This window comes from Mesorhizobium sp. WSM4312, from assembly GCF_002294875.1.
Lineage (GTDB): Bacteria > Pseudomonadota > Alphaproteobacteria > Rhizobiales > Rhizobiaceae > Mesorhizobium.
Map to the genome: position 1 here is coordinate 105,890 of NZ_NSFU01000010.1, position 12,551 is coordinate 118,440.

At 62.6% G+C, this 12,551-nt stretch carries 12 protein-coding genes; 4 read left to right on the forward strand and 8 right to left on the reverse strand.

Annotated elements, in window-relative coordinates; all coding sequences use genetic code 11:
* Nucleotides 1-62: 62 nt before the first annotated feature.
* The 3 genes from CK228_RS18245 to rimO all read left to right on the forward strand — a co-directional run bounded on the left by CK228_RS18245 (nucleotide 63) and on the right by rimO (nucleotide 2,820).
* Nucleotides 63-470, forward strand: a complete 408-nt coding sequence (locus tag CK228_RS18245; protein ID WP_179295962.1) for a DUF930 domain-containing protein — start codon at nucleotides 63-65, stop codon at nucleotides 468-470.
* 185 nt (nucleotides 471-655) lie between these two features.
* On the forward strand, nucleotides 656-1,342 hold the full coding sequence (locus CK228_RS18250; RefSeq protein WP_095774449.1) for a TerC family protein: 687 nt from the start codon (nucleotides 656-658) through the stop codon (nucleotides 1,340-1,342).
* Between the two features lie 164 nt (nucleotides 1,343-1,506).
* Nucleotides 1,507-2,820, forward strand: a complete 1,314-nt coding sequence (gene rimO / locus CK228_RS18255) for a 30S ribosomal protein S12 methylthiotransferase RimO (protein ID WP_095788749.1) — start codon at nucleotides 1,507-1,509, stop codon at nucleotides 2,818-2,820.
* Nucleotides 2,821-2,897: 77 nt separating this feature from the next.
* Here the strand turns inward: rimO and CK228_RS18260 are convergent, their stop codons facing one another.
* The 8 genes from CK228_RS18260 to CK228_RS18295 all read right to left on the reverse strand — a co-directional run bounded on the left by CK228_RS18260 (nucleotide 2,898) and on the right by CK228_RS18295 (nucleotide 11,127).
* Entirely contained in the window at nucleotides 2,898-3,965 is a 1,068-nt protein-coding gene (locus CK228_RS18260) for a BMP family ABC transporter substrate-binding protein (RefSeq protein ID WP_095774447.1), read from the reverse strand.
* Between the two features lie 51 nt (nucleotides 3,966-4,016).
* Nucleotides 4,017-4,937, reverse strand: a complete 921-nt coding sequence (locus CK228_RS18265) for an ABC transporter permease (RefSeq protein ID WP_095774446.1) — start codon at nucleotides 4,935-4,937, stop codon at nucleotides 4,017-4,019.
* Entirely contained in the window at nucleotides 4,937-6,067 is a 1,131-nt protein-coding gene (locus CK228_RS18270; RefSeq protein WP_095774445.1) for an ABC transporter permease, read from the reverse strand. The genes CK228_RS18265 and CK228_RS18270 overlap by 1 nt, the downstream gene beginning before the upstream one ends.
* A complete protein-coding gene (locus CK228_RS18275; protein WP_179295963.1) occupies nucleotides 6,064-7,641 on the reverse strand; it encodes an ABC transporter ATP-binding protein in 1,578 nt (525 codons plus the stop codon). Before CK228_RS18275 ends, CK228_RS18270 begins: the two co-directional genes overlap by 4 nt.
* A 133-nt stretch (nucleotides 7,642-7,774) precedes the next feature.
* Nucleotides 7,775-8,752 carry a quinone oxidoreductase gene (locus tag CK228_RS18280; protein ID WP_095788750.1) on the reverse strand — a complete coding sequence of 326 codons (978 nt, stop codon included), beginning with the start codon at nucleotides 8,750-8,752 and terminating at the stop codon, nucleotides 7,775-7,777.
* Between the two features lie 28 nt (nucleotides 8,753-8,780).
* Nucleotides 8,781-9,587 carry a phosphatidylcholine synthase gene (gene pcsA, locus CK228_RS18285; RefSeq protein ID WP_179295971.1) on the reverse strand — a complete coding sequence of 269 codons (807 nt, stop codon included), beginning with the start codon at nucleotides 9,585-9,587 and terminating at the stop codon, nucleotides 8,781-8,783.
* Nucleotides 9,588-9,610: 23 nt separating this feature from the next.
* Complete coding sequence (locus tag CK228_RS18290) at nucleotides 9,611-10,225, reverse strand: DUF1326 domain-containing protein (RefSeq protein ID WP_095788751.1); 615 nt, start codon at nucleotides 10,223-10,225, stop codon at nucleotides 9,611-9,613.
* Nucleotides 10,226-10,239: 14 nt separating this feature from the next.
* Entirely contained in the window at nucleotides 10,240-11,127 is an 888-nt protein-coding gene (locus tag CK228_RS18295; RefSeq protein ID WP_179295964.1) for a DUF2182 domain-containing protein, read from the reverse strand.
* Between the two features lie 112 nt (nucleotides 11,128-11,239).
* Between CK228_RS18295 and CK228_RS18300 the strand changes: the two genes are divergently transcribed.
* Nucleotides 11,240-12,454 (forward strand): UbiH/UbiF family hydroxylase, encoded by a 1,215-nt coding sequence (locus tag CK228_RS18300; protein ID WP_095788753.1) that lies wholly within the window; start codon nucleotides 11,240-11,242, stop codon nucleotides 12,452-12,454.
* Nucleotides 12,455-12,551: the final 97 nt, after the last annotated feature.

Sequence of the window (12,551 nt, forward strand, 5' to 3'; positions counted from 1 at the left end):
ACGCGAGGGCCGCCTGAACACGGGAACCTGCCGGGTCCTTTGGTTGATTTTTCAGACAAAACATGCTGCTAGTCCCGCCCATGAAGACACTCTGCATGATGGCCATTGCGTCCCTGACGCTGACTTTCCCGGCCAGCGCGATGGACAATGCTTTGCGTGCCGGGCTGATGAAACTTGACCCGCAAACACGCCTCGAACAGCGGTGCGATGCCGAAGTCCTGGACCGGATCACCCACGATGATCGCAAGTTCAAGGCCGACCGGGTCGTCGCCTACGCCTTTGCGACGCCCGAGATGAGCGCCGATGCGATCAGGAGTCCGGGTGCGGCATTCCGCAGCAAAGGACAGTGGTACCGACTGAAATTCAAATGCCAGACCGGGCCGGACCATATGGAAGTCCTGCAGCTGCGCTACCGGATCGGCGACGAAATTCCGGAAGCCGACTGGGCGAAGTACAATCTCTACGATTAGTTTTTCGCGGGCTTGCGTAGGCTTTGGCTCACGTGCCGGCAGCGGCTAAGAATCCCCTGTAATACCCCTGCCACGAAAGTGGTTTTCCAGTGGTGTCCGTCGCGGCGTCTTGACGCCAGCGGACCATGCCTTTAGGCCCGTCTGGACAATCGACAACGAACACTCGGCGAAGGGCTTCCCGGTCGATGGAAATATTTACCGCCGCGGGCATATCGGCTCTTTTTCAAGTCATCGCTATCGACCTTGCACTTGCGGGCGACAATGCCATCGTCATCGGCCTCGCGGCGGCCGGCCTGCCCGCCGCCCAGCGCAAGCGCGCCATTTTGGTCGGCATCGCGGCGGCCACCGTGCTTCGCATTTTCTTCGCCCTGATCACGCAATGGCTGCTGACCATCGGCCCGATGCTGCTGATCGCCGGCGGCCTGCTTTTGCTGTGGGTCTGCTGGAAGATGTGGCGCGAATTGCGCGTCAGCCAGGATGAGGAGCGCGACGCGACCGAAGCGCTGTCGAATGGCGATTTCGACAAGGACGGCGTCATCGGCGGCAAGGGATCCGGCAAGACCTTCTCACAGGCCGCCTGGCAGATCGTCATTGCCGACGTGTCGATGTCGCTCGACAATGTCCTGGCCGTGGCCGGCGCGGCCATGAACCATCCGACGGTGCTGATCATCGGACTGGCCCTGTCGATCGCCTTGATGGGCTTTGCCGCGTCGTTCGTCGCGCGCCTGCTGCACAAATACCGTTGGATTGCCTATGTCGGCCTGGCAATCATCCTCTATGTCGCGGTCAAGATGCTGCTTGACGGGGCCGTGCAGCAATTCCCCGAGCACTTCGCTTTCCTGGCGCCTTGGTTCGGATCCGGGGGCCACTGAGCCATCCGATGGCGCGGACCAGCCCGTCGGCCGGTTTGCTTGATTGCGCAACCCATGCTATTGCGCCGCGCGTATTGGCTCCTGCCATGCGCCATAGACCGACATTTACAGCGATTTGAGGCCGGACCAGCGTTTCGGCCCGTGCCCCCATTGGAAGCTTGCCTATGTCCGCCCCTCGCGTCAGTTTCGTTAGCCTTGGATGCCCGAAGGCGCTCGTGGATTCCGAGCGCATCATCACGCGCCTGCGCGCCGAAGGCTATGAGATCGCCCGCAAGCATGACGGCGCCGATCTCGTCGTGGTCAACACTTGCGGTTTCCTCGATTCCGCCCGCGACGAGTCGCTCAACGCCATCGGCTCCGCGCTTTCGGAAAACGGGAGGGTCATCGTCACCGGCTGCCTCGGCGCCGAGCCGGAGGTGATCCGCGAAAAGCATCCCAATGTGCTGGCGATCACCGGGCCGCAGGCCTATGAGAGCGTCATGGCAGCCGTGCATGAGGCAGCCCCGCCCTCGCATGATCCCTATATCGACCTGCTGCCGCCGCAGGGCGTCAAGCTGACGCCGCGCCACTACGCCTACCTGAAGATCTCGGAAGGCTGCAACAACCGCTGCACCTTCTGCATCATTCCCGCCCTGCGTGGCGATCTCGTTTCGCGCCCGGCCGCCGATGTGCTGCGCGAAGCCGAAAAACTGGCCAAGGCAGGCGTCAAGGAACTCCTCGTCATCTCGCAGGACACCAGCGCCTACGGCATCGACATCAAGTACCAGACGTCGATGTTCGGCGACCGCGAAGTGCGCGCGAAATTCCTCGATCTCTCCGAGGAGTTGGGCAAGCTCGGCATCTGGGTGCGCATGCACTATGTCTACCCCTACCCGCATGTCGCCGACGTCATCCCGCTGATGGCCGAAGGAAAAATCCTTCCCTATCTGGATATCCCGTTCCAGCATGCCTCGCCGCAAGTACTGAAAAACATGCGCCGTCCGGCACGTGGCGAAAAGACGCTGGAGCGCATTCGCGGCTGGCGTGACGTGTGCCCGGATCTCGCTATCCGCTCGACCTTCATCGTCGGCTTCCCCGGCGAGACGGATGAGGATTTCGAGATGCTGCTCGACTGGCTGGACGAGGCCAAGATCGACCGCGCCGGCTGCTTCAAATACGAACCGGTCAAGGGCGCGCGATCCAACGACCTCGGCCTCGAACAGGTATCGCAGGACGTCAAGGAAGCACGCTGGCACCGCTTCATGCAGCGTCAGCAGAAGATTTCGGCGACGCAGTTGGCCAGGAAGGTCGGCAAGCGCCTACCGGTACTGATCGACGAAGCCCATGGCAATTCGGCGAAGGGCCGCACCAAATACGACGCGCCCGAGATCGATGGCTCGGTCCATATCCAGTCGCGCCGCCCGATGCGTGCCGGTGACATCGTCACCGTCAAGATCGAGCGCGCCGACGCTTACGACCTCTATGGTTCGGCCGTCTGAGCGTTTCGTCACTTTCTCCCGGCAAATGAAAAGGGCGCCTCGCGGCGCCCTTTCCTGTTCGAAATGTGATGCGCCGCTTACTGCGGCAGCTTGTCGTCGACGCCCTTCACGTAAAAATTCATGCCGAGCAGTGTGCCGTCATCGGCGACTTCACCGTCCTTGAGCCACGGTGTACCGTCCTGCTTGGCGATCGGTCCGGTGAAGGGGTTCCAGCCGCCGGCAATCTTCTTCTCGGTTGCCTCGGCCATCGCCTTCACGTCGTCGGGCATGTTGGTGTAGGGCGCGAGCTTGACCGCGCCGTCCTTGATGCCGAGCCACACATTGTCCGGCTTCCAGGTGCCATCGATGGCTGCCTGTACCCGGCTGATATAGTACGGACCCCATTCGTCGGTCAGCGAGGTCAGCTGCGCGTTCGGCGCGAACTTGATCATGTCGGACGACTGGCCAAAGCCATGCAGCTTGCGCTCCTCGGCGACCTGCAGGGCGGCGGTCGAATCGGTATGCTGGACGATGATGTCGGCACCTTGATCGAACAGCGCCTTGGCGGCGTCGGCTTCCTTGCCCGGATCGAACCACGAATTGACCCAGACGATCTTGGCCTTGAAGTTCGGGTTGATCGACTGCGCGCCGAGCATGAAGGAGTTGATGCCCATCACCACTTCGGGAATCGGGAAGGAGACGATGTAGCCGGCAACGCCGGACTTCGATTCCTTGGCGGCGATCTGGCCGAGCACATAACGGCCTTCGTAGAAGCGTGCGTTGTAGATGCCGAGATTGTCACCGGTCTTGTAGCCGGTGGCGTGCTCGAACATCACTTTCGGAAACTTCTTGGCGACCTTCACCTCGGCATCCATGAAGCCGAAAGAGGTGCCGAAGATCAGCTTGCAGCCTTCGCGCGCCAGACGCTCGAAAGCACGGTCGGCATCGGGACCTTCGGAGACGTTCTCCAGATAGGCGGTCTCGACCTTGTCGCCGAGCGCCTTCTCGACTTCGAGCCGGCCCTGGTCGTGCTGGTAGGAGTAGCCGAAATCGCCGATCGGGCCGGTATAGACCCAGCAGGCCTTCAACTTTTCGGCAGCCTCCGCGGACGCGGCCAGCGACAGTGCCGCTGTCGTCGTCATCAGGGCAATAAGCAGTTTTTTCATCGTGTTACCTCTCTGTGTTAAGCCTTGGAGCTTCCCGTCTTTTTGTTTTTGTCAACGATCCGGAACGAATGGCTGCCCCAGGGATGCCGGCGTGTTCATCATCGTCAGACGCTTGTTGCGCGAGATTAGAACGAGAACCACGACGGTTGCCAGATAGGGCAGAGAAGAAAGCATCTGCGAGGGCACCGGAATGCCAAAAGCCTGTGCATGAAGCTGGCCGATCCACACCGCGCCGAAGATGTAGGCACCGGCCAGCACCCGCCACGGCCGCCACGACGCGAACACCACCAGCGCCAGCGCGATCCAGCCGCGGCCCGCGGTCATGTTCTCGACCCACTGCGGCGTGTAGACCAGCGACAGATGGCCGCCGGCAAGACCGGCGCAGGCCCCACCGAAGATCACCGAGAGATAGCGGTAGCGGATGACCTTGATGCCGAGTGCGTGCGCCGAGGTGTGGCTGTCGCCGATCGAGCGCAGCGTCAGCCCGGTCCGCGTCTTGAACAGGAACCACATGACGGCGGCGGTCAGCACGATCGAGATGTAGAACACCGGATCCTGGCCGAACAGCAGCTTGCCCACGACCGGGATGGCGCTCAGGCCTGGAATGTCGAGATTGGGCAGCCTGACACCGGGCTGGCCGACGAAGCTCGTGCCGATCATGCCGGAGAGGCCGAGGCCGAGCAGGGTCAGCGACAGGCCGGTCGCCACCTGGTTGGTGGCCAGCGACAGCGTCATGACGGCGAACAGCAGCGAGAACAGCGCCCCCATGGCGATCGCCGCCAAAAGGCCGATCCAGGGCGAGCCAGTCAGATAGCCGGCCCCGAAGCCGCCGACCGCACCCATGATCATCATGCCTTCGACGCCGAGATTGAGCACGCCGGAGCGCTCGACCACCAGTTCGCCGATCGCAGCGATCAACAGCGGTGTCGCCGCCGTCGCGATGGTCAGGAGGATGTTGACGGTGATGTCCATCAGCGGGCTTCCTTCAACTTCGGTGCAGCGTCGAGCTTTGCCGCGCCTTCTTGTTCCGTCAGCGCCAGGCCGATCAGGCGGATGCGGTAGTGGATGAGCGTGTCGCAGCCGAGCACGAAGAACAAAAGCATGCCCTGGAACACCCGCGCCACCTTGTCGGAAATGCCGAGTGCGCTTTGCACCGCCTCGCCGCCGAGATAGGTCAGCGCCAGAACCAGGCCCGCGGCGATGATGCCGAGCGGATTGAGGCGGCCGAGGAACGCCACGATGATGGCGGTGAAGCCGTATCCGGGCGAAATCACCGGCTGCAATTGCCCGATGGCGCCGGAGACTTCAGAAATGCCGGCAAGTCCGGCCAGCGCGCCCGACAGCAAGAAGGCGAAGAACACCATGCGGCTGAGGCCGAAACCGGCAAAGCGCCCTGCCCGCGGGCTGGAACCCAGCACACGCACCTCGAAGCCCTTGAGCATGCGACCCATCAGGATCCAGATCAGCACCGCGGCAACCAGCGCGAAGACAAAGCCCCAGTTGGCACGTCCGGCGTCCGGCATCAGTTCCGGCAGCACGGCGGAGTCGCCGAACTGGATCGTCTGCGGGAAACCATGGCCCTGCGGATCGCGCCATGGGCCGCGCACCAGCCAGTCGAGGAAGAGCTGGGCGACATAGACCAGCATCAGGCTGGTCAGGATCTCGTTGGTGTTGAAGCGGGTCTTCAGAAACGCGGGTATCGCCGCATAGGCCGCGCCGCCGACCATGCCGAGCAAAAGCATCAGCGGCAACACCAGCGGGCCTTCGAATTGCGGAAACAGCACCGGAATGGCCGAGCCGAAGATGGCGCCGAAAATAAACTGGCCCTCGGCGCCGATGTTCCAGATGTTGGCCTTGTAACAGACTGACAGGCCGACCGCGATCAGGATCAGCGGTGCCGCCTTGATCGCCAGTTCATGCAACTGCCAGACCTGGCTGATCGGTTCGATGAAATAGATCCGGAACGCGGTCAGCGGATTGACGCCGAGCAGAGCGAACAGAATGGCACCGGCGATGATCGTCAGGGCGAAGGCGATGAACGGCGACAGGGCTGAAAACAGCGCGGAGCGCTGCGGGCGTTTGACGAGTTCGAGGCGCATCATGCCGTCTCCAGCGTATGTTCGGCGTGGCCGGGCTCGGCGCCGCCCATTAGCAGGCCGACCTTCTCGAAGGTTGCTTCGGCGATCGGCATCGGCTTGGACAATTCGCCATTGTGCATGACCGCGATCGCGTCCGAAATTTCGAACAGCTCGTCGAGATCCTGGCTGATCACCAGCACCGCCGATCCGCTGCGCGACAGTTCGATCAACGCCTGGCGGATGTGTGCGGCGGCGCCGGCGTCGACGCCCCAGGTCGGCTGGTTCACCACCATGACGCTGGGCCGGCGGTCGAGTTCCCGGCCGACGATGAATTTCTGCAGGTTTCCGCCCGAAAGAGCCGCAGCTTCCGGATCCGGCGCGCTCTTGCGCACGTCCATCGCCTCGATGATGCGTTGGGAGGCAGCGTAAATGGCGCCGCTCTTGACCATTCCACCGGTGCCGACAAACGCCTTGCCGTCAGTGGCATGGCGCGACAGCAAAAGGTTTTCCGAAAGTTTCATGCGCGGCGCCGCACCATGGCCGAGGCGCTCTTCCGGCACGAAGGCGGCACCCAGCAAGCGCCGTCCGGTGATGGTCAGCCCACCCGCATCCTTGCCGCGGATGCGCACCGAGGCGGCATCCTGCTGCAACACTTCGCCTGAAACGGATTCGAAGAACTCGCCCTGCCCGTTGCCGGCGACACCGGCAATGCCGATCACCTCGCCGGCCCGGACATTGAGGCTGATGTTCTTGAGCGGAATGGAGAACGGCGTTGCCGGCTTGCGGGTGAGACCGCGGACTTCAAGCAGCGGCTGCGCGGTCTCGATCCCCTCGACCGGGGCACGCACCACGGCCTGCACCTCATTGCCGACCATCATGCGGGCGAGCGAGGCGGCTGTCTCCTCGCGCGGATTGCAATGGCCGACCACCTTGCCGTGCCGCAATACGGTGGCGCGGTCGCAGATGCGCTTGACCTCTTCCAGCCTGTGCGAAATGTAGAGGATCGATTTGCCTTCCGAGCGCAGCCGCTCCAGCGTCTCGAACAGCTTGTCGGCTTCCTGTGGCGTCAGAACCGAGGTCGGCTCGTCCAGGATGATGAGCTGCGGCGTCTGCAGCAGGCAGCGGATGATCTCGATGCGCTGGCGTTCGCCGACCGACAGGTCGCCGACCAGCGAATCCGGATCGAGCGGCAGGCCGTAGCTGTAGGAAAGCGCCCTCGCCTTGGCGGCGATGCTGCTGATGGGCGAGCCGTCGTCCAGGGAAAGCGCGATGTTCTCGGCCGCGGTCAGCGCCTCGAAGAGCGAAAAATGCTGGAACACCATGCCGATGCCTAGCTTCTTGGCGACACCCGGGCTGGTGATCCGCGCCGCCTGGCCGTTCCAGAAAATCTCGCCGGAATTGGGCTCCAGCGAGCCGAACAGCATCTTGACCAGCGTCGATTTGCCGGCGCCGTTCTCGCCGAGCAGCGCGTGGATTTCACCTTTGGCGATGTTGAGATCGATATGGTCGCACGCCGTCAGCGTGCCGAATATCTTGGTCAGGCCACGAACCTCGAGCAGGTTCGCCCCATCGTGATTTGCACTCACAGTGCCTCCCATCTGGTTCACCAGATATGTTCTGTGTTCCCGCAAACATGGTAGGCGCCGCCGGCTCTCAACGGAAAGCGGCACGCGTCTTGAAAGAGCTTCAAGAATTTCAGCGGAAATTCAAGGGATAGCAAGCCCGGCGGGACTAAGGGATGAGAATGGTCGTCCCTGTGGTTCTGCGCCCCTCGAGGTCGGCATGCGCCTTGCCCGCATCCTTCAGCGCATAGCGCTGGTTGATCTGGATCTTGACGGCGCCGCTGAGCACCACTTTGAACAACGCGGCCGCGGAGGCGTCGAGGTCCTCGCGTTTCGCGTTGTAGACGAACAGCGTCGGCCTGGTGGCGAACAGCGAGCCCTTCTGTGCCAGCAATGACATCGAGAAGGGCGGGATTGGTCCCGACGACTGGCCGAAGCTGACGAACATGCCGAGCGGCCTGAGGCAGTCGAGCGAGGCCGGGAATGTGTCGTTGCCCACCGAATCGTAGACGACGTCGCATTTCTTGCCGCCGGTGATGGCTGCGACGCCGGCGACGAAATCCTGCTCCCTGTAATTGATGACATGATCGAAGCCGTGCGCCTTGGCGAGCTCGATCTTGTCGGTCGAGCTTGCCGTGCCGATGACGGTTGCGCCCAGATGTTTCGCCCATTGGCCGAGAATGAGCCCGACGCCGCCGGCAGCGGCATGGAACAGGATCGTGTCGCCCGCCTTCACCTTGAAGGTTCGGCGCAGGAGATATTCGGCGGTCATGCCCTTCAGCATCATTGCGGCCGCCTGTTCGTCACTGATGCCGTCCGGAACCTTGACGACCCGGCTGGCATCGATGACGCGTTCCTCGGCATAGGCGCCTGTCGTTACGGCATAGGCGATCCGGTCTCCCGGCTTCAGCCAGTCGATATCCTGGCCCACCTGCAACACCACGCCGGCGGCCTCGCTGCCCGGAATGAGAGGAAAGCCTCCGGGCGGCGGATAAAGGCCGGAGCGATGATAGACATCGATGAAGTTGAGGCCGATCGCCGTATGCCTGACCAGGATCTGCCCGGAACCCGGTTGGCCGGGATCGGCGTCCTCATAGGTCAGAACTTCCGGGCCGCCATGGGCGTGGATGCGGATAGCTTTGGACATGGACCGGGATTCCTCTGGGAGCGGCTCGTCAGGCCTTTTTGGCGCCGAGATTTGGAAAGAACTGCATGATGCCACCGATACAGGCCAGGTAAAGCCCGGTAATGGTGATGCCGATCTTGATGAAGGTGCTGACCTGTGCGCCCAACACGCCGATCTGGTCGTAGAAGGCGGCAAGTGCCGCCTGTGCGAGAGCAAGCGCGCCGAAGGCGCACCACAAAAGGGTCATTGTGAGATTGATGGGCCGCAGCCGCACGACCCGCACCGGATGAATGAAATTGATGGGGATGAAGGTCAGAATACCGGCTACCACCACCACCGCGAACGATACCCATTGTCCGGGCTCGATGACGAACAGCGTGAACACCACCATGTTCCAGACCACGGGGAAGCCCTTGAAGAAATTCTCCTTCGTCTTCATGCCGGTGTCGGCGTAATAGATCGCGCTGGAGACGACGATGATTGCCGCCGACAGGAACGACAGACCCTCGCCCATGAAGCCGCGCTGGTAGAGCGCGAAGGCCGGGATCAGCACGTAGGTCACGTAGTCGATGATGTTGTCGAGGAGCTCGCCCGACCAGGTCGGCAGGATTTCCTTGACCTCGAGCTTCCTGGCGATAGGCCCGTCAATGCCGTCGACGAACAGCGCCAGCCCAAGCCACCAGAACATTGCCGTCCAGCGTTCCTCACTCGCCGCCACCAGCGACAGGAACGCGAGGAACGAGCCTGACGCCGTCAGCAGATGGACCGAGAACGCCCTCGCCTGCGGCCAGGTGACCTTCTTCTTCGGTCGCGGAATCCGGTCCGTGAGCTTCTTGGCGGCTTTCCGTGCCGCCATGTTCCTGGCCGATGTGTTCTTGCTCACGGGCCCCGCCAATCCAGCTTGCAGATTTCGGCCGAGCGGCCGGCAAAATTCCAGTTGCGGCCAAAGGCTCGCATCTTGCTCTTGTCGGACCTCGCCACGATGATCTCCGGTGCAATCCAGTATTCCGAATTGGTGATCACCGTATCCTTCTCGCGATCCTTGCCCGCGATTGGCGTGACCGCGCCATCGATGATCTTCGGTATCTGGAAGATACGCGTCTTGTCCCGTGTCTCATAGGTGATCGGCACCTGTTCCACACCCAGGAATTTTCCGACCAGGATCGACAGCAGCGATGTGGTTCCGCCGGCCTTGCCGGTGAAAATCTTCGTCAAGGCCTTTACCGCGTAGATCGAGGCGCGTTTGTCGATGAAGAGGCCCGCGGTCCAGTTGCCACGGCTCATGTAGCCGGGGATTTCCATGATCAGCCCAAGGTTGAGGCCGGACAGGTCGACCTCGCCGAAATGGCCGGCATCGATACGGAAACCTGCCCAGGTCTGGCAGTAGCCCTCGGTCGGAGGGTGGCTGCCGAGCGACAGCACGCAAGGGCAAAAAACCGTGCAATTGCAGGAGAGTACGAGCTCTCCTTTCATTGCCCAGCCCTGATCTGTCATTGAATTTCCCCCACTCACAACGAGATTACTAACAGCGCGGCTGCCCAGACAAGCAGTATCGCACCGGCCAGCCGGGTTGGAAGACGGCCCGTGGTTTGTTTTTCAATCAGGGTGAACACGCCGATCAGCGCCATCCAGAAGATGTTCATCACGCCGACTGCGAACATCACCAGCATCAGCGCCCAACAGCAGCCGAGGCACCAGACGCCTTGCACGGCACCAAGACGGAAGACGCGGATCGGCGTGGCGCTCCAGTTCGAAAACAGGATCGAGAACGGGTTGCGGCATTTTTTCAGGCAGGCCTCCTTGAGGCCGCTGAACTGGTAGAGGCCTGCAACCAGCAGTGCAAGCGCCCCGGCAACGCCAAGCAGCGGATCGTAGATTTCGCCGGACGCGGCGAATGCATGCACGCCCAATGTCAGCGCCGCAAACAGCATCGAGGCGGCGAGCCAGACACCGAGATAGCCGGCAACCAGTACCAGCGGATGGACGACCGGCTCGCCTTTGATCCGGGCCGTATCGGCGATCTCACAATAGGTGCGGATCATCGGTGCCGCCGACGGCAGCATCGCGGCGACCGCCATCAGGAACCACATCAGGATCAGCGCCAGGGCATGCGGGACGATGCTTGCATCCAGCGGCGCCGGCGACAGGCAGAGCGCGAAGAACCGCTCCAGGAAATCGGGCAGCGGCAGCTGCGGCAGACCGCGCAGGAGCATGTCGCCGGGCGCGCTGCCCCTGGCCTCGGCGCCGCGAATCGCCATCGTGGCCAGCGACGACCAGGCGAGCAGAATGCTGGCGCCGACGACGATATTGACCGTCAAACGCGGGTTGCGCGCAATATCAGCCGTGGCGCGGCCGGCGCGGTCGAGATGGCTGAAATCGTCCTGGGGGCCGGTCATGACACCCGAATGAGCCGAATCGCCGCGTTGATCAAGCCGCATGAACTGACCTATATGCTTCTCGACTGGCAGGTCTGGTGGCCCGCCTCGCATCGCAAGCCGGAAACCGATCTTGGAGCATCACGAAACAGCGCCGATACTGATTGCCGGCACTGGTCCGGCAGGACTGATCGCGGCGCTTGCTTTTGCCGATGCCTGCTTCCCGGTGACGCTGGTGGGGCCCGAGGCGTCGGCCCCCGATGGCCGCACCACGGCGCTGATGAACCCTGCCCTGAAAGTGCTTGAGCGGCTCGAGGTCCTCGAAGTCATCAGGCCCAAGGCCGCTCCCTTGAAAGTCATGCGCATCGTCGACGCGACCAGCCGGCTGATCCGCAGCCCCGTCGTCACCTTCCGCGCCAGCGAGATCGATGAGAACCAGTTCGGGCTGAACCTGCCCAACAGCGTGCTTAGCCCGGCGCTTGCCGACAAGGTCGCCGCCCATTCCGGGATCGAATGGCGCAGGTCGATGGTGAAGACCTGGCATCTCGATGCCGATCGGGCCCATGCCGTCCTCGCCGACGGCAGCGAGGTTGGCGCGTCACTGGCGGTCGCCGCCGATGGTCGCCAGTCGCCTGCGCGCGAGGCGGCAGGCATTTCGACCGGCTCGCACGCCTATCCGCAGGCCGCGCTCGTGCTTAATTTTGGCCATAGCCGTGAGCACGCCTCCACCTCGACCGAGTTCCACACCGAAACCGGTCCGTTCACTCAGGTTCCGTTGCCCGGCAATCGCTCAAGCCTCGTCTGGGTGGTGAAGCCCGAGACCGCCAAGGAGCTTGCCGCCCTGGATGACGCAACGCTCTCGTTGCGGGTCGAGCAGCAGATGCAGTCGATGCTGGGTCGGGTGACGGTAGAGCCGGGCCGCCAGATCTATCCGCTTTCGACCGTGACGCCCCTGCGTTTCGCACGGGACAGGGTGGCGCTTGTCGGCGAAGCCGCGCATGTGTTCCCGCCGATCGGTGCGCAAGGCCTCAACCTTGGCATCAGGGATATTGACGATCTGGTTGGAATTGCAAAAGAAAATAGCGGAGATCCAGGCGCGGCCAAGGTCCTTGCCGCCTACGATTTCAAGCGTCGTCCCGACATTCTGGCGCGCAGCAGCGCGGTCAACCTGCTCAACATGTCGCTGCTCTCCGACATGCTGCCGGCGCAGATGGCACGCGGCGCCGGTCTCGGCGTGCTCGGCGGCTTTGCACCGCTGCGCGCCTTCTTCATGCGCGAAGGGCTTCGCCCCGGCAGTGGTTTTGCAGCACTCGCGGGCGGCCTGCGGAAACCCATGCGGCAGCAGTAGCGATTTTGCGGATTTTATCGCGACATCGCGACATCAATCAAAACCTTTGCGTCGCATTCTGCGTAGCTTGAAGGCGCTCGAACGCTTCGGGATTGAA